The 22,308-nt window shown below is 63.5% G+C and carries 21 protein-coding genes; 17 read left to right on the top strand and 4 right to left on the bottom strand.

The features are described from left to right. Positions 1 to 12: 12 nt before the first annotated feature. The 13 genes from ACX3OW_RS20880 to ACX3OW_RS20940 all read left to right on the top strand — a co-directional run bounded on the left by ACX3OW_RS20880 (position 13) and on the right by ACX3OW_RS20940 (position 14,507). Positions 13 to 1,227: a deoxyguanosinetriphosphate triphosphohydrolase gene (locus ACX3OW_RS20880; protein WP_459097740.1), complete on the top strand. Its 1,215-nt coding sequence runs from the start codon at positions 13 to 15 to the stop codon at positions 1,225 to 1,227. Positions 1,228 to 1,257: 30 nt separating this feature from the next. Continuing rightward, a complete protein-coding gene (gene argS / locus ACX3OW_RS20885; RefSeq protein ID WP_459097717.1) occupies positions 1,258 to 3,003 on the top strand; it encodes an arginine--tRNA ligase in 1,746 nt (581 codons plus the stop codon). Between the two features lie 80 nt (positions 3,004 to 3,083). Further along, entirely contained in the window at positions 3,084 to 5,222 is a 2,139-nt protein-coding gene (locus ACX3OW_RS20890) for an SPOR domain-containing protein (RefSeq protein ID WP_459097718.1), read from the top strand. Between the two features lie 104 nt (positions 5,223 to 5,326). After that, on the top strand, positions 5,327 to 6,115 hold the full coding sequence (locus ACX3OW_RS20895; protein ID WP_459097719.1) for a segregation and condensation protein A: 789 nt from the start codon (positions 5,327 to 5,329) through the stop codon (positions 6,113 to 6,115). Then, complete coding sequence (scpB, locus tag ACX3OW_RS20900; protein WP_459097720.1) at positions 6,112 to 6,768, top strand: SMC-Scp complex subunit ScpB; 657 nt, start codon at positions 6,112 to 6,114, stop codon at positions 6,766 to 6,768. Before ACX3OW_RS20895 ends, scpB begins: the two co-directional genes overlap by 4 nt. Further along, entirely contained in the window at positions 6,768 to 7,865 is a 1,098-nt protein-coding gene (locus ACX3OW_RS20905) for an ABC transporter ATP-binding protein (protein ID WP_459097721.1), read from the top strand. Before scpB ends, ACX3OW_RS20905 begins: the two co-directional genes overlap by 1 nt. Before the next feature lie 60 nt (positions 7,866 to 7,925). After that, positions 7,926 to 8,135 (top strand): twin-arginine translocase TatA/TatE family subunit, encoded by a 210-nt coding sequence (gene tatA / locus ACX3OW_RS20910; RefSeq protein WP_459097722.1) that lies wholly within the window; start codon positions 7,926 to 7,928, stop codon positions 8,133 to 8,135. A 45-nt stretch (positions 8,136 to 8,180) separates the two neighbouring features. After that, positions 8,181 to 8,897 carry a Sec-independent protein translocase protein TatB gene (gene tatB / locus ACX3OW_RS20915; RefSeq protein WP_459097723.1) on the top strand — a complete coding sequence of 239 codons (717 nt, stop codon included), beginning with the start codon at positions 8,181 to 8,183 and terminating at the stop codon, positions 8,895 to 8,897. A gap of 3 nt (positions 8,898 to 8,900) precedes the next feature. Next, complete coding sequence (gene tatC, locus ACX3OW_RS20920) at positions 8,901 to 9,719, top strand: twin-arginine translocase subunit TatC (protein WP_459097724.1); 819 nt, start codon at positions 8,901 to 8,903, stop codon at positions 9,717 to 9,719. Positions 9,720 to 9,892: 173 nt separating this feature from the next. Continuing rightward, positions 9,893 to 11,224: a serine--tRNA ligase gene (gene serS, locus ACX3OW_RS20925; RefSeq protein WP_459097725.1), complete on the top strand. Its 1,332-nt coding sequence runs from the start codon at positions 9,893 to 9,895 to the stop codon at positions 11,222 to 11,224. Next, positions 11,221 to 11,988, top strand: a complete 768-nt coding sequence (surE, locus tag ACX3OW_RS20930; RefSeq protein WP_459097726.1) for a 5'/3'-nucleotidase SurE — start codon at positions 11,221 to 11,223, stop codon at positions 11,986 to 11,988. The genes serS and surE overlap by 4 nt, the downstream gene beginning before the upstream one ends. 56 nt (positions 11,989 to 12,044) lie before the next feature. Beyond that, on the top strand, positions 12,045 to 13,031 hold the full coding sequence (locus tag ACX3OW_RS20935; protein WP_459097727.1) for a diaminopimelate dehydrogenase: 987 nt from the start codon (positions 12,045 to 12,047) through the stop codon (positions 13,029 to 13,031). Between the two features lie 627 nt (positions 13,032 to 13,658). Further along, a complete protein-coding gene (locus ACX3OW_RS20940; RefSeq protein WP_459097728.1) occupies positions 13,659 to 14,507 on the top strand; it encodes a peptidoglycan DD-metalloendopeptidase family protein in 849 nt (282 codons plus the stop codon). A 57-nt stretch (positions 14,508 to 14,564) separates the two neighbouring features. On the opposite strand, the gene ACX3OW_RS20945 is transcribed toward ACX3OW_RS20940, so the two are convergent. Further along, positions 14,565 to 15,443, bottom strand: a complete 879-nt coding sequence (locus tag ACX3OW_RS20945; RefSeq protein ID WP_459097729.1) for an ATP-binding protein — start codon at positions 15,441 to 15,443, stop codon at positions 14,565 to 14,567. Between the two features lie 207 nt (positions 15,444 to 15,650). On the opposite strand from ACX3OW_RS20945, the gene yajC reads away from it, so the two are divergent. The 4 genes from yajC to ACX3OW_RS20965 all read left to right on the top strand — a co-directional run bounded on the left by yajC (position 15,651) and on the right by ACX3OW_RS20965 (position 19,854). Next, complete coding sequence (yajC, locus tag ACX3OW_RS20950; protein ID WP_459097730.1) at positions 15,651 to 16,001, top strand: preprotein translocase subunit YajC; 351 nt, start codon at positions 15,651 to 15,653, stop codon at positions 15,999 to 16,001. 63 nt (positions 16,002 to 16,064) lie between these two features. Then, a complete protein-coding gene (gene secD, locus ACX3OW_RS20955; RefSeq protein WP_459097731.1) occupies positions 16,065 to 18,611 on the top strand; it encodes a protein translocase subunit SecD in 2,547 nt (848 codons plus the stop codon). Positions 18,612 to 18,624: 13 nt separating this feature from the next. Further along, complete coding sequence (locus tag ACX3OW_RS20960; protein ID WP_459097732.1) at positions 18,625 to 19,008, top strand: Mth938-like domain-containing protein; 384 nt, start codon at positions 18,625 to 18,627, stop codon at positions 19,006 to 19,008. After that, complete coding sequence (locus ACX3OW_RS20965) at positions 19,009 to 19,854, top strand: phytoene/squalene synthase family protein (protein WP_459097733.1); 846 nt, start codon at positions 19,009 to 19,011, stop codon at positions 19,852 to 19,854. Positions 19,855 to 19,870: 16 nt separating this feature from the next. Here the strand turns inward: ACX3OW_RS20965 and trmFO are convergent, their stop codons facing one another. From trmFO to ACX3OW_RS20980, 3 genes are all read right to left on the bottom strand, one after another. Further along, the gene (gene trmFO, locus ACX3OW_RS20970) at positions 19,871 to 21,256 is read right to left on the bottom strand and encodes a methylenetetrahydrofolate--tRNA-(uracil(54)-C(5))-methyltransferase (FADH(2)-oxidizing) TrmFO (RefSeq protein ID WP_459097734.1); all 1,386 of its coding nucleotides are present in this window, start codon (positions 21,254 to 21,256) and stop codon (positions 19,871 to 19,873) included. A 181-nt stretch (positions 21,257 to 21,437) separates the two neighbouring features. Continuing rightward, on the bottom strand, positions 21,438 to 21,587 hold the full coding sequence (locus tag ACX3OW_RS20975; RefSeq protein ID WP_459097735.1) for a DUF1127 domain-containing protein: 150 nt from the start codon (positions 21,585 to 21,587) through the stop codon (positions 21,438 to 21,440). Between the two features lie 199 nt (positions 21,588 to 21,786). Continuing rightward, positions 21,787 to 21,939 (bottom strand): hypothetical protein, encoded by a 153-nt coding sequence (locus tag ACX3OW_RS20980; RefSeq protein WP_459097736.1) that lies wholly within the window; start codon positions 21,937 to 21,939, stop codon positions 21,787 to 21,789. Between the last annotated feature and the right edge of the window lie 369 nt (positions 21,940 to 22,308).

Raw genomic sequence — 22,308 nt, forward strand, 5'->3', positions numbered from 1 at the left:
CTCTTGCCGAAAATGAAAAGGGCCTTGTCAGCACCGATGAGCGATACCGCCCCCTACGCCAGTAAACCTGCACTGTCGCTCGGCCGTCTCTACGGCGCCGGCCCGAGCCCAACCCGCTCCGAATATCAGCGCGACCGCGACCGCATCATCCATTCCACCGCCTTCCGGCGGCTGCAGCACAAGACCCAGGTGTTCCTGCATCACGAGGGCCGCCATTTCCGCAATCGACTGACCCATACGCTCGAAGTCAGCCAGATGGCCCGCTCCATGGCCCGCGCCCTGCGCCTGGATGAGGATCTGGCCGAGGCCATCGCGCTGTCGCATGATCTGGGCCACACGCCGTTCGGCCATGCCGGCGAGCGCGCGCTGCACCGCGCCATGGCGCCCTATGGTGGCTTTGATCACAATATCCAGGCCATGCGCGTCGTCACCCGGCTGGAGAACCGCTATGCCGAGCATGACGGGCTCAATCTCACCTGGGAGACGCTGGAGGGCATTCTCAAGCACAACGGCCCGCTGATCCATGTCGACGGCACGCCCTGTGGCCGCTACGCCGCCGAGGGCCTGCCCAGCGGCCTCGACGACATTCCTGCTATCGCCGATCTGCGCCTCGCCAGCCACGCCTCGCTCGAAGCCCAGATTGCCGCCATTGCCGACGATGTGGCCTATAACGCCCACGATATCGACGATGCCCTGCGCGCCGGCCTCATCGTGCTGCCGGATCTGGCTGATGTAGCTTTGGCCGGTCCCATCGTGCGCGAGGTGCTGACTCGCTATCCCGATATTGAGCCCAACCGGCAGGCTCACGAGGTCCAGCGCCGCCTGATCACCAGCGCCATCGAAGACGTGATCGCCACCACAACAGCCAATATCGCCGCCGCCGGTGTCACCTCGGCCGAAGAAGTGCGCACGGCCGGCAAAACCCTCGTCACCTTCTCCTCCGATACTGCGGCGGCCGAACGCGGCCTTAAATCCTTCCTTTTCGAGCGCGTCTATCGCCACGAAGCCGTCATGGTCCCGGTACGCGAAAGCGAGGCGGTGATCGAACGCCTCTTCGCCCGCTACATGGAGCAGGCCGACATGCAGGGCCGCTGGGGCGACGCCGGCCAGGCGGTCACTGGCGCCGCCCGCGCCCGCATCGTGGCCGATTTTATTGCTGGCATGACCGACCCTTATGCCCTCGATGAATATGCGCGCCTGTTTGACGCTCGCCCGGAATTCCGTTAACCCCGGCCCACCCTAGCCTTCAGGTATGTCATGGACGTTTTTGCTCTATTTTCCGCGCGCGTCGCCAATGCGATGCAGGTTCTCTACCCCGAAGTCGGCGCCGACCTGCTGGCCCGCATCGTGGTCGAGCCCCCGCGCGATTCCGCCCATGGTGACCTGTCCACCAACGCCGCCATGGTCGTGGCCAAGCCGCTGGGCAAAAATCCCCGCGAAATCGCCACCACCCTGATCGAACATTTCCGTCACGATGCCGACGTGATCTCCGTCGAAATCGCCGGCCCCGGCTTTATCAATTTCCGTCTGGCCAACCCGATCTGGCACCAGGTGCTGCGCTCTGTCGGCCAGCTCGGCGCTGATTATGGTCGCTCGACGCTCGGGCAGGGCGAGCCGGTCAATATCGAATATGTCTCGGCCAATCCCACCGGCCCGATGCATGTCGGCCATACGCGCGGCGCCGTCTTTGGCGACACGCTCGCCTCCCTCATGGCCTATTCCGGCTTTGAGGTGACCCGCGAATACTACATCAATGACGCCGGCAGCCAGATCGACACGCTCGCCAATTCCACCCTGCTGCGCTACCGTCAGGCGCTGGGCGAAACCATCGAAATCCCGCCCGGCTTCTATCCCGGCGATTACCTGATCCCGGTTGGGCAGGCGCTCAAGGACGAATTCGGCGATACGCTGCTGACGAAGCCGGCCGGCGAGGCATTGGCCCTCGTCAAGGAGCGGGTGCTGGTCGCCATGCTCGAGCTGATCAAGGCCGATCTGGCGCGCCTGGGCATCCACCATGACGTGTTCTTCTCGGAGCGTCAGCTGCACGGGCAGGGGGGCGATATCGAGCTCACGCTGGCCTGGCTGCGCGAGCAGGGCATGGTCTATGAAGGCCGCCTCGAAGCCCCAAAGGGCAAGACGCCCGAAGAGTGGGAAGATCGCGAGCAGACGCTGTTCCGCGCCTCGGACTATGGCGACGATACCGATCGGGCGCTGATCAAGTCGGACGGCTCCTACACTTATTTCGCGGCTGACATCGCCTATCACCGCAACAAGTTCTTGCGCGGCTTCAAGCACATGATCAACGTGCTCGGCGCCGATCACTCGGGCTATGTGAAGCGCCTGCAGGCGGCCACCAAGGCCGTCTCGCTTAATGCCGCCGATATGGATGTGCGCATCTGTCAGCTGGTCCGCCTGCTCAAGAACGGCGAGCCGTTCAAGATGAGCAAGCGCTCCGGCGATCTGGTGACCCTGGCCGACGTGGTCGAGGAAGTCGGCGCCGACGCCACCCGTTTCATGCTGATGTATCGGCGTAATGACGCGGCGATGGATTTCGATTTTGCTGTGGTCAAGGAGCAGACCAAGGACAATCCGGTATTCTACGTTCAGTATGCCCATGCCCGGGCCTATTCCATCTTCAAGACTGCCGCGCGTGATCTGCCGGCGCTCGATTTCTCCCCGGCAGCATTGGCTGCTGCCGAAATCGATCGCCTCGTTACCCCGGCCGAACTTGACCTGGTACGCGTGCTGGCCGCCTGGCCGCGCACCGTCACTGCGGCCGCAATTGCCCATGAACCGCACCGCATTGCCTTCTATGTTCATGAGCTGGCGGCGGCTCTCCACGGCTTCTGGGCCAAGGGTAAGGATGACCCGCAGTTACGGTTTGTTAACGTTGACGACCCAAAGCTGACTTTGGCTCGACTCGCGCTAGTCGACGCTGTGCGCCAGGTAATCGTGAACGCACTTGCTATTCTGGGCGTCTCGGCGCCTGAGGAGCTTTCATAATTCGGGCGTATTACTATGATGACTCCCGGCACAATGCCCCTGTTTGGGCGCCGTAGTCGCAATCTAGAGGGCGCTGCTTGATGACAGCGAAAACGCAGCCGATGGCCGGACAACCCGACGCCGCCGACGATCTGATCGCCGAGCTGGCCAAACTCATGGCAGAGGATGCCCGCCCCGGCGAACGCCCAGCGGCAGCGCCGTCGTTTTCGGTCCGTATTCCCGGCGGCGACGATGCACCCAAGCCGACTCCGCCGCCGCGTTTTGATTTTGAACGCCCGGCAGTGACGCCGCCTGCCGCGGAGCCGCCTGCGCCGCGCGTTGCCGAAACAAGTGTCCGGCCCGATCCCGTGGTCGAGACGCCAGAGCCTTTCCATTTCGACTTTGACCTTGGTGGCTCCAAGCCGGTTGTCGCACCGACGCCGAGGCCGACGCCGCCTGCACCGGCAGCTGCGCCTGTAGCGCCGCCCGAAGCGCAGGACCACGACAGCATTGCCGATCTTATCGCGGCCGAGCTGTCGGCTGATCCGCATCCTGCCGCACCGGCACCCGTCAAGCCTGCCGAACCGGCCCCTGTACCGCAACCCGCCATGAGCCGGGCCAGCAGTACCGATTTTGGCGGGCAGGGGGCATCGCCTGCTCCAATCCCGCATCCGGTTCAGCCGCAGGCTGCCCCGAAAGCTGAAGCGGCACCCGAGCAGGACCGCTTCAAGGTGGCCCCGGTATTTGGGCTCGCCACAAGGACCGCGCCAGTGGCGCCGCCGGTCACCCCCGTCGTCGCCGAACCCGCCCCCGTGGCGCCGGTTCGCGCCGCCGCTCCGATCGAGCCCAGCGTTGCGTCGGCACCGGCCGCACCGCTGTCGCCGGATGATGATCTGGGCCGCGATCCGATCGACGAGATCGAAAATCTCATCGGCCGCGCCATGCGGGTCGAGTTCGACAAACCGGCCGCGCCGGTTGCCGAAGAGCGGCCAGCGCCGAGCCCGGCGCTACGCAGCCTGGCCACCCCTACAATTCCCGCCACACCAGCCTATAACGCAGCCAGCGCTGCGCGCTCGCTGTCTGGCGCCGATGAAGCCATCATGGCCGCCGCCCAGGCGACCGGTGCCGAAATCGGTTGGGTTGACGCCCCCGAAGTCGACGAGCCTGCGCCCATCGCTGCCAGGCGTCAGCGCGCGCCGCGCGCCCTGGGTATCAGCCGGGCTGCCGCTGGCCCGCTGGTTGCGGTAACGCTGCTTTTGGCCGCTGGATTCGGGCTCTATTGGGTGCTCGGCCTTGGCCGCGATGCCGGTCCTGCGCCGCTGCTCACTGCCGATGCCACTCCGTCCAAGGAAACCCCGGCTGCTCCGGCCGAGGCTGAAGCGTCGCAATCGATCGTGTTCAACGAGATCAATGGCGTGGTCCCTGGGGCCGAAGAACAACTCGTCTCCCGCGATCAGGCCGACGTCAACGAGGTCACCCAGACTCCGCCCACGGCTGATGTCAGCGAAGAAGGCCTCGCCAATCGCAAGGTGCGCACCGTTACCGTGCGCCCCGATGGCACCATTGTCAGTGGCGACGATAGCGTGGCCGGCAGCACGATTTTGCCGGTGGCGCGCCCCAACGTTCCCGAAGTGCCCGGCGCCGAACCCGTCAGCCCTGAGCTGCTGGCCACGCCTGCTCCAGCCCCGGCTGCGACACCCGCGCCGACGCCAGCACCAGCACCAGCCGCCACAGTGGTTCCGGTGACGCCCGGCTCCACCGTTCCGGCCGTCGATCTGGCCGGCAATCCGGTCGCGGGCAAGACTGCACCCGTGCCGCGTCTGCGCCCGTCCGGGCTGGTGGCGCAGGCCGCCGCGCCGACCTCGCCGATCAACGCCGTGGTCGATAGTCCGGTGTCCACCGGCAACACCCTGCCGCCGCCGCCCGCGGCGTCGCAGCTGTCGGCTCCACCCGCTGCGGCCATTCCGCAGGCTGTCGAAGTCAACGCCTTGCCCAATGATGCACCGGCCTATGTCCAGCTGGCCTCCCAGCGCAGCGAAGCCGAGGCCCGCGCCAGCGCCCAGGCCATGGTCAACCGCTTCGGTCCGCTCTTCGGCGGCGCCAATATGGAAGTCCAGCGCGTCGATCTCGGCGCCAAGGGGATCTATTACCGTGTCCGCGTGCCCGCCAATTCCCTGCAGGACGCCAACACGATCTGCACCAACGTCAAAGCCGCCGGCGGCGACTGCTTCACCATGTAGTCGCCGGCCTCCGGGCCGGGGCTTGCCCACCCTATCGCCGCTTGACGCGCCCGGACCGAGCGGCCAAGGATGACGCAATTGTCCTGCAGCGCGGCCCTGAATTCATGACGACTGCCCAGACCGACTGGTTTGACACGCCCGCCCCACCGGCGGACGAGGATGTCATGTATGTCGATGTCGACGGCTATGAAGGCCCGCTCGACCTGCTGCTTGATCTTGCCCGCCGTCAGAAGGTCGATCTGGCGTCCATTTCCGTGCTGGCTCTGGCCGAGCAATATCTGGCTTTCATCGAAACCGTGCGCGAGAAACGCATCGAGGTCGCCGCCGATTATCTGGTGATGGCCGCCTGGCTGGCCTATCTCAAGAGCCGCCTGATGGTGCCGCAGGCCCCGTCGGACGATGAGCCGTCCGGTGAAATGCTGGCCGCCATGCTGCAATTCCGGTTGAAGCGCCTCGAAGCCATGCGCCGCGCCGCCAGCCAGCTGATGAACCGGCCCCGGCTTGGCTTCCAGATCTATGCCCGCGGCATGCCCGAGCCGATCCAGATCCGGCGTACCAGCCTGTGGGAAGCCTCGCTCTACGATGTGCTCAAAGCCTATTCCACCCAGCGCGAACGCGGCGTCTCCACCGACTATTCCCCCATTCAGCGCACCGTCTGGTCGCTGCAGGAGGCACGGGACATCCTCCAGCGCCTGATCGGCGATAGTTTTGAGTGGGTGTCGATGGATTCCTATCTGGCCGAATATCTCGCCATGCCGGCCGAGCGCGCCACCATCCGCGCCTCGAGCTTTGCCTCGAGCCTCGAACTGGTTCGCCTCGGCCAGATCGATTTGCGCCAGACCGAGACCTTTGGCCCGCTCTTCATGCGCCGCCGCAAGGCCGACCAGCAATGACCGACCCGATTGATGAGCCCAACCAGGTGCTTGAGCGCCATCTCCGCGTGCTTGAAGCGCTGCTTTTTGCCGCGAGTGAGCCGCTCGATGCCAACAGCCTGCGAGCCTATGTAGGGCCCGAAGCGAACATTGCGGCCCTGCTGCTGACGCTGCAGCAGCGCTATGCCGGGCGGGGAGTGAACCTGGTGCGACGCGCCGATAAATGGGCCTTTCGCACCGCCGAAGACCTCGGCTTTCTGCTGCGCCGCGACGAGCAGGAGACGCGTCCGCTCTCCCGTGCGGCGCTCGAAACCCTCTCCATCATCGCCTACCACCAGCCCACCACCCGCGCCGAGATCGAGGAAGTCCGCGGCGTTGCCACCGGCAAGGGCACCATTGACCTGCTTCTGGAAGCCGGCTGGATTCGCCTGCGCGGTCGTCGTCGCACGCCCGGTCGCCCGGTAACCTACGGCACCACCGACGCTTTTCTCGATCACTTCGGTTTGGAAAGCCTTGGCGATCTGCCCGGTCTCGACGAATTGAAGGGTTCTGGCCTGCTTTCCGGCCGCCTGCCGCCCAATATGCAGATCCCGCTTCCCTTCGACGGTGCGCTGCGCGATGACGAAGACCCGCTCGACCCCGACGATGCCGGCGGCGACGAGGAGCAGGACTGATGGCTGAAAAATCCAGTTCGGACTGGGGCTTGCGCGGCACCACCGGCGTCAGCTTCGCCGCCACCTTGGAGTTCGACGCCGTCGATGTCCGGCTCGGGGGCAGGGTGGTGCTCGACCGCTTCAGCCTGACCCTGAAACCCGGCGAAATCGTCTGCCTGCTCGGCGAATCGGGCTCCGGCAAATCCACCGCCTTGCGCGTTGCTGCCGGCATCCAGCCCATTCATGGCGGCGCCGTCCGCATCAATGGTAGCACCGTCTCGGCCCCCGGCGTCACCACGCCGCCGGATCGCCGCGGTATCGGGTTGATGTTTCAAGACTTTGCGCTATTCCCGCATTTGAGCGTCCTGCACAATGTCCTGTTCGGCCTGCGCAAGCTCGGGCGCGTCGCTGCGCTGGCCCAGGCCCGCGCTGCCCTGCGCCGGGTGGGGCTGGCCGACCGCGAGGCCGACTTCCCCCATATGCTCTCCGGCGGCCAGCAACAGCGCCTGGCGCTGGCCCGCAGCGTCGCTCCGCGCCCCGGCGTGCTGCTGCTCGACGAACCCTTCTCCAGCCTCGACGCCCGCCTGCGCGAGACCGTCCGCGAGGAAACCCTTGCCGTGCTGCGGGAAACCCACGTCACCAGCCTGATCGTCACCCATGACCCCGAAGAGGCCATGGTGCTGGGCGACCGGGTTGCGCTGCTGCGCCATGGCCGCATCGCCCAGATCGGCACCGCCACCGAAATCTACCGCCATCCCATCGACCTCAGCGCCGCCCGCTTCTTCTCGCCGCTCAGCGAGATCGACAGCGTGGTGTCCGGCGGCCGCGTTTCGACCCCGCTGGGCTCCGTGCCGGCGCCGGGTCTGACCGATGGGGCTGCGGTCACGGTTGCCATTCGGCCCGCCGGCGGCGTGTCCATGGCGGCGCGTGGCACGGGCACGCTGGGCCGCATCGTCGGCAAGCGCGATGCCATTGGCATTGATATCTGCGAGCTGATGGTCGATGGCCTGGACACCCCGTTGGGCCTGCGCCAGCCATCAGATGCCGAACTAGTTGTGGGCCAGGACGTCTTCGTGACGCTTAATCCCGAGCACGTTCTTGTGTTTGCCCGCGATTGAACCTATTTCTGACCCATCTATCGCGTGTAACGCGCATAAACGAATTCTAGGGAGACTAAAATGCACGCGCCAGGAATTTGGGGCATTCTCGTTGTCGCCGTTGTTGTGATCCTGCTGTTTGGTCGCGGGAAGATTTCCGGCATGATGGGTGAAGTTGCTTCGGGCATCAAAGCCTTCCAGAAGGGCATGAAGGACGACGACAAGCCGGTGGAGCAGGTTACCACCACCGCTGACGCCACCCTTCGCGAGACCGAGAAGAAGGACGTCTAAGGACGCTTCTGCCGGCCGCGCCGTTGCTGTGTAAGGATTAGAACTATGCTCGGCTTGGGCTGGACAGAGATGCTGGTGATCGGCGTTGTTGCGCTGATTGTCATCGGGCCTAAGGACTTGCCGGTGGTGATGAACCGCGTCGGCAAGATCGTCGGGCAGATCAGGCGCATGGGCAACGACTTCCAGCGTGAGATCAACAAGACGACCGGAATGGACGAGGTGCGCAATCTGCGCAACTCGATCACCGCGCCGCTCAAGAAGACCTCCGACGAAATTCGCAAGGAGTTCAACGCCATGACGCCGACGGGGCCAAAGCCCAGCGGCGTCATCAAGCCGACTGATCCCAAGGCGGAAAGCGTCGTCGATGAGATCAAGGCCGCCGCTGGCATGACGCCGCCCAAGACGGCGGATCAGGTCGCCGCCGAATCCGGCTTCAAGTCCGCCGCCACGACGCCCAAGGCGCCCGTGGCCGCTCCGGCCAAGAAAGTCGTGGCCAAGAAGGCTCCGGTGAAGGCCAAGGCCGCCCCGACCCGCCCGGTGATCACCACTGAACTCGCTCCGCTGGAAAGCCCGGCACCGGCTGATAAGCCGGTGAAGAAGCCTGCCGCCAAGAAGACCGCGACGGCCAAGCCTGCGGCAGCGGCAAAGCCGGCCAAGGCCGTGGAGGCTGAACCAGCCGTTGCCAAGCCCGCGCCCAAGAAACGCGCCGCCGCCAAGCCGAAGGCAGCTCCTGTCGAAGCCGCCAAGGCTGGGGACGTATAAATTATGGCCGACACCAAGCAGATCGAAGACAAGAGCAAGACTGCCGAAGACGAACTCGCCGGCAGCGAGGCTCCGCTGCTCGAGCACCTGGTCGAGCTGCGCAAGCGGCTGATCTATTCGGCGGTGACCATCGTCGCGCTGATGGCCTTCTGTTTCATTTTCGCCAGCACCATCTATGACTGGCTGCTGATCCCCTACAAGCACTCCGTGCCAGGCGCGAACCTGATCTTCACCGCGCCGCAGGAGCTGTTTTTTACCTATCTGAACGTCGCATTGTTCGGGGCGGTCTTCCTTGGCTTTCCCATGGTGGCCAGCCAGATTTACATGTTCGTGGCACCCGGGCTCTACAAGCATGAGCGTAAAGCGTTCATCCCCTACCTCATTGCCACACCGATCTTTTTCGTAGCCGGCGCGGCCCTGGTCTATTTCGTCGTGCTGCCGATGGCGCTGAGCTTCTTTGCCGGCATGCAGACCGCCGATATCGAGATGCTGACCAGCGTCAGCGAATATCTCGGCCTCGCCATGCTGCTGATCCTGGCCTTCGGCGTCTGCTTCCAGCTGCCGGTGGTGTTGACGCTGCTGGCCCAGATCGATCTCGTGCATGTCGACATGCTCCAGAAGGGCCGTCGCTACGCCATCGTCGGCATTCTGATTTTCGCGGCTTTCATCACCCCGCCTGATCCGATCTCCCAGATCGGCTTGGCCGTGCCGATGTATCTGCTCTACGAACTTTCGATCCTGTCGGTTCGCATGGTCGAAAAGCGCCGTGCTGCCAAGCTGGCGGCACAGGAAGCCGAGCTGTCCAAATCATCATCTGAATAGTCGCCAAGGGCCTCATGGTTGGCGCGGCCAGCCGTGGGGTCTTGCTGCGCCGTTCGGTGGCATTGGCGCTTTGGGGATTGCCGGGCGTCCCTGACGACCTTAGACAAACTCACAAATCAGTGCATTTATAGCAGTTTACCAACCAAGAGGCGGGCGACGACCCGTAGCAATCGATGTTCGATATCAAGTGGATCAGAGCCAACGCCGAAGCCTTCGATGCTGCCGTTTCGCGGCGCAAGGGCGTCTCCGTGCGTTCCGCCGATCTGCTGGCCATCGATGACAAGCGTCGCGACATCATCGCCCGCCTGAACGAAGCGCAGGAGAAGCGCAATGCGCTCTCCAAGCAGATCGGCCAGGCCAAAGCGCAGAAGGATGAGGCCAAGGCCGCCGAACTGATGGCCGAAGTTGCTGGCCTCAAGGACTTCATTCCCCAGGGCGAAGCCGACGAGCGCGCCATCGAACTCGAACTGCGCAATGCCCTCTCGGTCATTCCCAACCTCGTCTTCGAAGACGTGCCGGACGGCACCGACGAATCCGGCAATGTCGAATATTTCGGCCGCAACGGCACGCCCGAGACCGCCGCCCAAGCCCGTGCCCCCCGGCCCAGCTTCTCGTTCGCTCCCAAGGAGCATTACGAGATCGGCGAAGCCATGGGGCAGATGGACTTTGAGGTCGCCGCCAAGCTTTCCGGCAGCCGCTTTGTCGTGCTGAAGGGGCAGGTGGCTCGCCTCGAACGCGCTCTCGGCCAGTTCATGCTCGATCTGCATACGACCGAGCATGGCTACACCGAAGTGCAGCCGCCACTGCTGGTGAAGGACGACGCGCTGTTCGGGACTAATCAGTTGCCGAAATTCGAGGACGACCTGTTCTTCACCCCGCACGGCGAATCGCGGTTGGCGCTGATCCCGACGGCCGAAGTGCCGCTGACAAATTTCGTCCGCGAATCCATTCTTGCCGAGGAAGAACTGCCGCTGCGCCTCACCGCACTCACCCCCTGTTTCCGCTCGGAAGCCGGTTCGGCCGGTCGCGATACGCGCGGCATGCTGCGCCAGCACCAGTTCAACAAGGTGGAAATGGTGTCGATCACCACGCCGGAAACTTCGGTGGACGAGCATGAGCGCATGCTGGCTTGCGCTGAGACGGTGCTGCAGCGTCTGGGCCTGCATTATCGGGTGATGGATCTGTGCACCGGCGATATCGGCTTCGGCGCCAAGCGGACCTATGATCTGGAAGTCTGGCTCCCGGGTCAGGACACCTATCGCGAAATCTCCTCGGTCTCGGTCTGCGGCGATTTCCAGGCGCGGCGCATGGATGCGCGCTATCGCCCCGCCGGCGAGAAGCAGGCACCGCGCTTTGTCCATACGCTCAATGGTTCGGGCACGGCTGTCGGGCGCTGCCTCATCGCTGTGTTGGAGAACTACCAGCAGGAAGACGGCTCGGTCCGCGTGCCTGACGTGCTGCAGCCCTATATGGGCGGCCTCACCTCCATCGGCGGCCGGGCATGAGCCTGCGCATCCTCATCACCAATGATGATGGTGTGGATGCGCCTGGCATCGCCATCATGGCCGATATCGCCCGGACGCTGAGCGATGATATCTGGATCGTGGCGCCCGATGGCAACCAGTCAGGGGCAGGGCACCGCTTCACCCTTGGCCGCGAGTTGCATTTCGACCAGCGCGATGAGCGGACATTTGCCGTGGTCGGCGGCTCGCCGGCTGACTGTGTCGTTGCCGGCATGACCCATCTGCTGGGCGATCGCCCGGCTGATGTGGTGCTGTCCGGGGTCAATGCCGGGCAGAATCTGGGCGATATCATCAACTGCTCAGGCACGGCGGCCGGCGCGCGGGAAGGGGCCCTGCAGGGCGCCATTGGCATCGCTATGAGCCAGGGCATGAATTACGAGGTCAGCCGCGAGGTGGATTGGTCCAACTCCATCCGCCACGGGGCTGCCGCTGCCCGCTCGATCATTGCCGCCGCCCAAGGGCGCGAGCACTATTACAACGTCAATTTCCCGTTCTGCGATCCCGATGAGACCAAGGGCATCGCCGTGGCCCCGCATCAGCGCTTTTCGCGCTCGCCGTTCCGCTATTATCCCAGCGACAATGACGGCAAATTCTTCATCGCCATCCCCGAAACCCCGATGCCGCTCGACCGCTCGGCCGACTTCGAAATCATGCGCCGCGACGGCTATGTAACGGTAACGCCGATGCTGCTGCAGCAAACCGATGCGGCGCTGGTGGAACGAATGCGGGGCATGTTGACGCTTTAGGGCGTCGGCGCGCGGCAACCACAATAATTTGCATGAATAAGAGGGCATGACTCATCATGGCTGACCACATTCGGATCGCCATCGCCGGCCACGGCAACCTCGGACGCGGCGTCGAAGCCGCCATGCCAAAAAATCCCGATATGCGACTGGTGGGCATCTATACCCGCCGGGCGCCCGAGACGATCAGCCCGCTACAGGCCGACACACCAGTGTTTGCCATGGCCGATCTCGCCGGTCATGCCGACCAGATCGACGTGTTGATTCTGTGCGGCGGCTCCAAGGACGACTTGCCAAAGCAGGGGCCTGAACTGGCGGCGTTGTTCAACACCGTCGACAGCTTCGACACCCACGCCCGCATTCCCGACTATTTTGCTGCGGTCGATGCCCCGGCGCTGGCCAATCACAAGACGGCGCTGATCTCGGTGGGCTGGGACCCCGGCCTGTTCTCCATCAATCGGGTGATCGGCGAAGCACTGCTGCCCGATGGTGCGACCTATACCTTCTGGGGGGACGGGTTGAGCCAGGGGCATTCCGATGCGGTGCGCCGCGTGCCCGGTGTGGCCAATGGCGTGCAATATACCCGTCCGGTGCAACAGGCCGTCGATCTGGTGCGCAGCGCGTCACGTCCGACGCTAACCACCCGCGAGAAGCATCGGCGCGAATGCTTCGTGGTGCTGGAGGCGGGGGCTGATGCCGAGGCGGTGCGAACCGCCATCACCACCATGCCGCATTATTTCGATGAATATGACACCACGGTCAATTTCATCACCGCCGAGGAATTGCGCCGCGACCACCAGGCGATGCCGCATGGCGGCTTCGTCATTCGCAGCGGCAACACCTCCGAGGCCAATGCCCAGGTGGTGGAATATAGCCTCAAGCTCGACAGCAATCCCGAATTTACCGCCAGCGTGCTGGTGGCCTATGCCAGGGCGACGCATCGTTTGCAGCAGATGGGCCAGTATGGCGCCAAGACGGTGTTCGACGTAGCGCCGGGGCTGTTGTCGGCCAAGAGCGCGGCGCAGTTGCGGGCCGAACAGCTCTAGGCAGTCCGGACGTTCAAAAGTTGGCACTATAAGGGCCATTCGACCCGCCGGGGATATCCGGCGGGTTTTTGCGTTTCAGCAGGTGCCGGTGGGGCTAGCGCGGCCCCTTCGTTCTTAACCTTACCCAATCCAGAATCCGGCCGTCACGAATTTGCTCAAATCGCATCGGCCTTAAACTCGTCTTTACCTTACCGGCTTAGTTTCAAACTTGTGTTGAGTACCTGCGTACGAGTGTAGCTGATGAGTATCCGCGTATCCCGCCGGGCGCCCAAAGGTGCCGTTGCAATGGTTGGCCTAATCGCGGCCGCCGTTGCGCTTTCCGGGTGTTCCAGTCTCGGTAGTCGGGCCTTTAGCGATCCCGTGACCACTGGCTCCGTGCAGCAAAGTGCTCCCGCCAGCTTTGGCCAGCCGATGCCCTCGAGCCTGGGTGCCCCCCAGAATATGATGGCCGAAAGCCCGTTTCTGCCCCCGGCCAATGTCGGTGGTGGCGGTTTCAACAGTCAGCCGACGGCCGTCCAGCCTGCCTGGAACCAGCCGCAGACTGCCTTTAACCAGCCGATGCCGTCCGTCCAGTCCCAAGACCTTCCTGTACTGAGTAACCCGTCTTCTCAGGGATCCCTGCCCATCATGCAACCACAGCCCGCCTTCGCTTCGGCCACTCCGATGCCGTCTCCTGCTGCCCTTGGCAGTTTGCCCACCAATAACTCGGTGCCGGCGCTTGCCGCGGCGACGCCGCAGCCTGGCGCGACGAACAGCTTTACCCACACCATTGCTAGCGGCGAGTCGCTTTACACCATCGCCCGCCGCTACGAAGTGACCACCCAGTCGCTGGTTCAGGCCAACAATCTGTCGTCGCCCGACAAGATTGTGGTCGGGCAGAAGGTGATCATCCCGGGTCGCGCTGATCTGTTGGCAACCAAGGCGCCGACCCAGGTCGCCAGCGCCACGCCAATGGCACCCGCACCGGCGCAGCAGACGCTGCCGCAGGCCGCGCCCAATGCGCTGCAAGCCGCAACGCCAACGCCCGCTGCCCCCGCACAGGCCGCTCCGGCACAGGTGGCGCCGACGCAGACTGCCGCAATTCCCGCCGCGGAACCGGCAATGTCGGGCAATGACAAGTTCCGTTGGCCCGCCAGCGGTCGCGTGCTGGTCGATTTCGCCTCGTCCAAGGGCACCGGCATCAACATCGAAGTGCCGGAAGGTTCTTCGGTCAAGGCCGCCGAGAACGGCACCGTGATCTATGTCGGCTCCGGGGTCGAAGGCTATGGCAATCTGATCCTGATCCGCCACCCCAATGGCTATGTCTCGGCCTATGCCCATCTGCAGTCGATGAGCGTGGCCAAGGGCGCCGTCGTCGGTCGCGGTGACAATATCGGCGCCGCCGGCATGACCGGCTCGGTGACCAAGCCGCAGCTGCACTTCGAAATCCGCAAGGGCGCTACGCCGGTCGATCCGGTGCCGCTGCTGGCTGGTTAGTCGAAGCATCTGAAACAAGAAGACCCCCGCGCGAGCGGGGGTTTTTGTTTGTGTAAGTCAGATCGGCTTGCCCAATTCGCCGGCGAGCGTCCGCACCAGCTGGATGGCGACTCGGCCCGAGCGGGCGCCGCGGGTGGCGGACCATTCGATGGCGCGGGCGCGCAGGGTTTCGGCGTCGAGATCGAGCCCATAGTGGTCGGCATAGGCCTGCACCATGGTGAGGAAGGTCGGCTGGTCGCAATTGTGGAAGCCCAGCCACAGCCCGAAGCGGTCCGAGAGCGACACTTTTTCTTCGACGGCTTCGCCCGGATTGATGGCGGTCGAGCGCTCATTCTCGATCATGTCGCGCGGCATCAGATGGCGGCGGTTGGAGGTGGCGTAGAACAGCACGTTTTCCGGCCGCCCTTCGAGACCGCCATCGAGGATGGTTTTGAGCGATTTGTAGCTGACTTCGCCATTGTCGAAGCTGAGGTCGTCGCAGAAGACGATGAAGCGGGCCTCGATACCGCCGATCTGGCGCATCAGGGCAGGGAGGGTTTCAAGGTCTTCCCGGGCAATCTCGATCAACACCAGACGCTGGAAGCCCTCGTTGGCGCGTTCGCCGATATGGCCGTGGATGGCTTTGACCAGCGAACTTTTACCCATGCCGCGAGCGCCCCAGAGCAGCGCATTGTTGGCGCCGTGGCCACGGGCGAACTGTTCGGTATTGCGCAGCAGAATGTCCTGCACGGAATCGATGCCCTTGAGCATGTCCAGCGATACGCGGCTGACTTTGGGCACAGCCATCAACATCCCGGCATCGCCATCCCAATAATAGGCATCGGCTGCGCCCAACGCGCTCGATGCAATCTTGGTTGGCGGCACCATGCCTTTGAGAACACTCGAAATTTCAGTGAGTGCAGCGGAGATTTCGGCTAGGCGGTCTTCGGTCTTCAAGGTATGTCGTCCTTATGATCGGCGCGGCAATTTGCAGTCCCCGGAATGGCTTTGCAATCGCTGGGGGGCAAATGTATAGTCCGCGCGATTTTGACCGGGGCGCAAGTGCAGTTTGCCCCATATGCGTCCAGTGGTTCCGCAACCATTTTGCTGGTTCCTGGTGTCGCCTTCCAATAAGCCAAGAAGAATCGATAGGAGCCTCGCCTAATGTTCGTAACGCCCGCTTTTGCCCAGGCAACCGGCGCCGCCCCATCGGGTGGAATCACCGATATCGTCGTCCAGCTGATGCCCATTCTGCTGCTCGTCGTGATTTTCTGGTTCCTGATTTTCCGTCCGCAGCAGAAGCGTCTGAAGGCCCAGCAGGCCATGCTGTCGGCCATCCGTCGTGGCGACACCGTTGTCACCACCGGCGGCATCGTCGGCAAGGTGACCAAGGCCGTTGATGGCGAAGACCTCGAAGTCGAGATCGCTTCGGGCGTCAAGGTGAAGCTGGTGCGCGGCATGGTTGCCGACGTCCGCTCCAAGGCCGAGCCGGTCAACGACAACAAGCCAGCCTAACGGCGTCACATGAACAACGCCGGAGCCCATGGGCTCCGGTTTTTTCCTTTCAGGACGACCTAGATGCAGTTTTCGCCCATCCGCACCGCCATCATCGCCATCGTAGCCCTGCTGGGCGTGTTGTTTGCGGTCCCCAGTTTCCTGCCCGACAACGTGCGTGACAACTGGCCGGGCTTCCTGCCCAGGCAGACTGTGGTTCTGGGTCTGGACTTGCAGGGTGGTTCGCACCTGCTGTTGCAGGTCAATCAGGACGGCATCGTCACCGAGCGGCTGCAGACCCTGCGCCGCGACGTCCGCAATACGCTTGCCAATCAGAATGGCATCGGCAATCTCATCACTACCGATCCGGCTACACGCACGCTGACGATCGAGCTGACCGACCCGAGCCAGAAGGCCGCAGCGCGTACCGCTGTCGAGGCGCTGCAGAATTCGATCAGCAACTCGCTGATCGCCGTGGGCGGCGTCAACGAACTCGCTTTTGGCGAAACGCCGGATGGCAAGCTCACCGTGACGCTCACTCCTGAGGGTGTCGAGCAGCGCATGTCGGCACTGGTGGCGCAGTCCATCGAAGTGATCCGCAAGCGCGTCGACGAGCTTGGCACCACCGAACCGCAAATTCAGCGCCAGGGCACCAATCGCGTGCTGGTGCAGGTTCCCGGTTTTGGCGACAGCGAGCGCCTCAAGGACATTATTTCGCGCACCGCGCGACTGACTTTCCACATGGTCTATCCCGGCATGAGCGCCGCCCAGGCCAAGGCCCAGGGCCTGCCCGCCGGCACCATGATCCTGCCCAGCCAGGACGGCACCGAAGAGCTGCTTTATGAAGACGTCGCCCTTGGCGGCGAGTCGCTGGTCGATGCGCAGCCGAGCTATGACCAGCAGCGCTCCATGCCCGTGGTCAGCTTCAAGTTCGACACCCGTGGCGCCATCACCTTTGGCCAGATCACCGGCGCCAATGTCGGTCAGCGCTTTGCCATCGTGCTCGACAACACGGTCATCACCGCTCCGGTCATCCAGCAGCCAATCACCGGCGGCTCGGGCCAGATCAGCGGCAGCTTCACCACCTCCACGGCCAACGATCTCGCTGTGCTGCTGCGCGCCGGCGCCTTGCCGGCCTCGCTCGACGTGGTCGAGGAGCGCACGGTGGACGCCAGCCTCGGCGCCGACTCGATCCGTTCGGGTCTGACCGCCGGTGTTGTCGCCAGCGCGCTCGTCGTCGTGTTCATGGTGCTGGCCTATGGCGTGTGGGGCGTGTTCGCCAACGTCTCGCTGATCCTCAACGTCATCCTGATCTTCGGTGCGCTGTCGATGCTGGGGGCCACGCTGACCTTGCCCGGCATAGCCGGCATCGTGCTGACCATCGGCATGGCCGTGGACGCCAACGTGCTGATCTATGAACGCATGCGCGAGGAGCAGCGCGCCGGCAAAACGCCGATCCAGGCCATAAATGCCGGTTTCGAGCGGGCCTGGGGCACCATTATCGACTCGCACTTGACCCAGCTTATCTCAGCCATCGTGCTGTATTTTCTGGGCTCCGGCCCGGTGCAGGGCTTTGCCGTTACCCTGGCGCTCGGCATCCTGACCTCGCTGTTCACCTCCTATACCCTGACCTCCTATCAGGTGCAGATGTGGTTCCGGGCGGTGCGCCCGAAGGTGCTGAAGATCCAGCATTTCCGCTTCATCCCGGACGGCACCAAAATCCCGTTCATGAAGATCTCGCGCTATGTGATCCTGTTCTCGATCGTCGCCAGCGTGGCATCCATCGGCTCGGCCTACTTCAAGGGCTTCAATCTCGGCATCGACTTTGTCGGCGGCACCGCCATTGTCATCCAGCATGAGGACGGCCCGGCCGATGTCGGCAAGGTGCGCGAACTGCTCGACGGGTTGGAACTGGGCGAAGTGCAGGTGCAGGGCTTTGGCACGCCGGAAGACGTGCTGGTTCGCGTGCAGGCACAGGAGGGCGGCCAGGACGCCGACCAGGTCGCTGTGTCCAAGGTCCGTGATGCGCTGGCCACCGAGAACTATACCGTGCGCAGCACGGAGGCGGTCAGCGGCACGGTTTCGGGCGAACTCGCCTGGAAGGGCGCGATCGCCGTCATCATCGCGCTCGGGGCGATCCTGATCTACATCTGGTTCCGCTTCGAGTGGCAGTTCGCCATGGCGGCAGTGACCACCACCACTCATGACGTGATCATGACCATCGGGCTGTTCTCGATAACCGGGTTGGAATTCAACCTCACCTCGATTGCGGCCGTGCTGACTCTGGTGGGTCTGTCGCTGAACGAAACCGTGGTGATTTCCGACCGTGTGCGTGAAAACCTGCGAAAACATCGCAAGATGCCACTGCCGGAGCTGATCGATCTGTCGATCAACCAGACCATCGTGCGCACCTCGCTGACGCAGTTCACCGTGTTCCTGGCGCTGATTCCGCTGGTGCTGTTCGGCGGCGAAGTGATCCGGAGCTTCACCATCGCCATGACCTTCGGCTGTATCGTCGGCATGTATTCGTCGATCATCGTCAACGGCCCGATCCTGATCAATTTCGGCCTCAAGTCGAAGGTTGATGAGGACAAGCCAGCGGCAAAGGCGATCGACGGCTCCTCTGTCTGAAGCTGGAAGTAACTTGAGCGAGACGCGATACTACCCCGAGCAGGTCGGCATTGATGCCTATGGCAATAGCGGGTTCCGCTTTGCCGGCCTGTCGCATCGCGGCTCGCTGCTGTGCCTACCGCAGGGCATGTTCGCCTGGGACGTGCAGACACCGGAGGCGATCACCATCGAATCGCTGGCCCCGGTCTTCGCCGCAGCCGACGATATCGATGTGCTGCTGATCGGCATCGGCCCCGACATTGCCGCCGTACCGCGCGAACTGCGTGAGGCGCTGCGGGAGCGGCGTGTGATCGTCGAGGCGATCAATACCGGCAGCGCCGTCCGTACCTATAATGTGCTGCTCGCCGAAAAGCGGGCAGTGGCGGCGGCATTGATCGCCGTCGACAAGGTCCGCTGAATGGCCGCTGAGAGTTTTGTCCATGCCGCCGAAGCCCTGCGTCAGGGTGATCACGAGCGCTATCTTGCCACGCTGGTGCTGCGCGGGGATTACCGCGATGCCATCACCGCGCTCTATGCTTTCAACGCCGACGTCGCTGCCGTCCGCGAACGGGTGAGCAATCCGGCCCCCGGCGAAATCCGCCTGCAGTGGTGGAGCGATACGCTATCCGGGCAGGAGCATGGCGCGGTGCATCAAAACCCGGTGGCCGATGCGCTGCTGGCGACCACCACCCGCTACAATATTCCGGCCGGCACGCTGCTGCGGCTGATTGGGGCGCGGCGCTTCGATCTCTATGACGATCCGATGCCGGACCTCGAGAGCTTTGAAGGCTATGCCGGCGAGACGGTGTCGACGCTGTATCAGCTGGCGGCGATGATCCTCAATGATGGCGAGAGCATCGAGACCGGCGACGCCGCCGGCCATCTGGGCGTGGCCCATGCCATGATCGGCCATCTGCGGGCTTTTGGCTATGTGTCGTCGCAGGGGCGCATCGTGTTGCCCTGGTCGATCTTTGCCGCCAATGGGGTGCGCGAGGGGGAGATTTTCTCGGGCACCGAGAGCGAGGGGCTGGCGGCAGCTTTGGGGCAGACCGCCGAATTGGCGGGCGAACATCTGACCAAGGCCGAGTCGGCGATTGCCGCTTTGCCCGGCAAGCTCAAGCCGGCCTTTGCCAGTGTCTCCCTGCTGCGGGCAGAACTGGCAGCGCTGAATCAGCGCAGCAGTGGTTTGTTCGCGCCGGTGCCTGATGAAGCCGACTGGCGCAAGATCGCCCGGCTGGCATGGTGGAGCTGGCGTAACCGCTAGCCAGCTCCGTTTTCGTTCAGGCCCAGGCCTTCAGATCTTCCAGCGCTCGGCTAGTGATCGCCTTGCGCTTGGCGATGGTCTTGTCCGGCCCACGCCAGCGCGCCACGCCTTCCGGCTTGACGATGGTCACTTCCGGGAACAGCCCGAAATTGATGTTCATCGGCTGGAAGCTGCGAGCGCCACTATAGCTTTCGGCCTCGACGTGGCCGCCGGTGATATGGGCGATCAGGGCGCCGAGCGCCGTGGTCAGCGGCGGCGCGGCCAAGGTTTCGCCGCGCAATTCGGCAGCGGCCATGCGGCCGGCGATCAGCCCGCAGGCGGCGCTTTCGACATAGCCTTCAACCCCGGTGACCTGACCGGCGAAGCGGATGCGCGGATCGGCCTTCAGCTTAAGGTCTGGCCCCAACACCTTCGGCGAATTGAGGAAGGTGTTGCGATGCAGGCCGCCGAGGCGGGCGAACTGGGCGTTTTCCAGCCCCGGGATCATGCGGAAGATATCGGCCTGGATGCCGTAGCGCATCTTGGTCTGGAACCCGACCATGTTCCACAGCGTGCCCAGCGCATTGTCCTGCCGCAGCTGGACGATGGCGTAGGATTTGACGGTGGGGTCGCGCGGATTGGTCAGGCCGACTGGCTTCATAGGCCCGTGGCGCAGGGTTTCGACGCCGCGCTCGGCCATCACTTCGATGGGCAGGCAGCCGTCGAAATAGGGGACCTTTTCCCAATCCTTGAATTCGTGCAGCGGTGCCACCTTGAGCGCCTCGACGAAGGCAAAATACTGGTCCTTGTCCATCGGGCAGTTGAGATAGTCGGCGCCGGTGCCGCCCGGTCCAACCTTGTCATAGCGCGACTGGGCCCAGACGATGTCCATATTGATGCTGTCATGATGGACGATCGGCGCGATGGCGTCGAAGAAGGCCAGCGCATCTTCGCCGGTCTTGGCGAGAATGGCTTCGGCCATGGCCGGCGAGGTCAGTGGGCCGGTGGCGATGATGACATTGCGCCAGTCTTCGGGCGGCATGCCCGGCACTTCAGTGCGGTCGAGGGTGATATTGGGATGGTTCTCGATGGCGCGGGTGACCTCGGCCGAGAAGGCGTGGCGGTCAACGGCCAGCGCACCGCCGGCGGGCAGCTTGTGCTGGTCGGCGGCCTGCATGATCAGCGAGCCGCAGCGCCGCATTTCCTCATGCAGCAGCCCCACGGCATTATGCTCGTGATCGTCGGAGCGGAAGCTGTTGGAGCAGACCAGCTCGGCCAGACTGTCGGTCTGGTGGGCGTCGGTGATACGGACGGGGCGCATTTCGTGCAACACGACCTGGGCGCCGGCTTGCGCCGCCTGCCACGCGGCCTCGGAGCCGGCGAGACCGCCGCCAATGATATGAATAGGTTCTGATGTGGACATGCTGCGCAGATAGCAAGCGGCGTCGTCGAGTGCAACAAATCTGACGACTAGGCTACTGCATCAGGGCAGGGCGTGGATAGATTCAGGCGTTAGCGGCGTGCCGCCGAAAAGCAAAACAGCCGCATCTCAGAGAGAAGCGGCTGTTCGATTTGCTTGGGCTGAGAGTTCAGTTGGGCAAATATTAGAGACCGGCAGCATGGTCGCGGGCGATGCGAGTGATGTCGGTGCGCGCAATGCCCAGATCGTTGAGCTGACGGTTGTCGAGAGCGGCGAGCTCACGGACGGTCTGCTGGTAGGCGGCCCACTTCTTGAAAGTCTTGCGAATGTCCATTTGGTATCTCCTTGCGTTTACAAGGCTATATCTAGGGCAAGGCCGACCGAATGAGCAGTGGGTCATTGATCAAGCAAGCTATGCGAGCGGTGCAGGGCTTTAACTGAGTGTATTCATATTCGGTTAACGCTTGCGTCCGGGCGATGGCCGCCAGGTGACCATCCGGCGGCCAGAACGACAAATTGGACGGTGCAAAGGCTCAGCGGTCGAACAAGGACTGCGTCATTTTGGAGAAATCAGGGCCGGAAAGCCCCAACAGGTCTGCATCACGCGTTGAGGGAACGTCCATTTCCCGCAACGTCTGCTTGATGTCGACCAGGCGCTTGAGACGCCAGACGGCACGCACAAACATTGGCGTATCCCCTTCAGATGATTGGCAACCTGCCGAGGATGCGATGATTTGTGCGGCAATGCCATGCCGTATGCGTCACCTGCATTATGCGTCCCACGCATGGCGGAATTCATCGCTTTGTCGCATTGGGACAAAATCACTGACGCGTGCCAAAGCGCCGCCTGTGTGCGGTTTTCGAGCGATGATGGCGAGGCGCTGCCTCGATATTAGTTTTTTGATAGTGAGCCAGTCGCCTCGCCATCACGCCGGGATTTTCGCAGGTTGGTTCAGGTACGCCAATGTTGCAGACGCAGCTGCCGGTTTCCTCTGCCCAATGGGAGCGACCTCCCATCCCCGACCGTCCCCACGCTCATCACTCGTCATGATCGC

It is taken from the genome of Devosia sp. A449 (assembly GCF_054489375.1).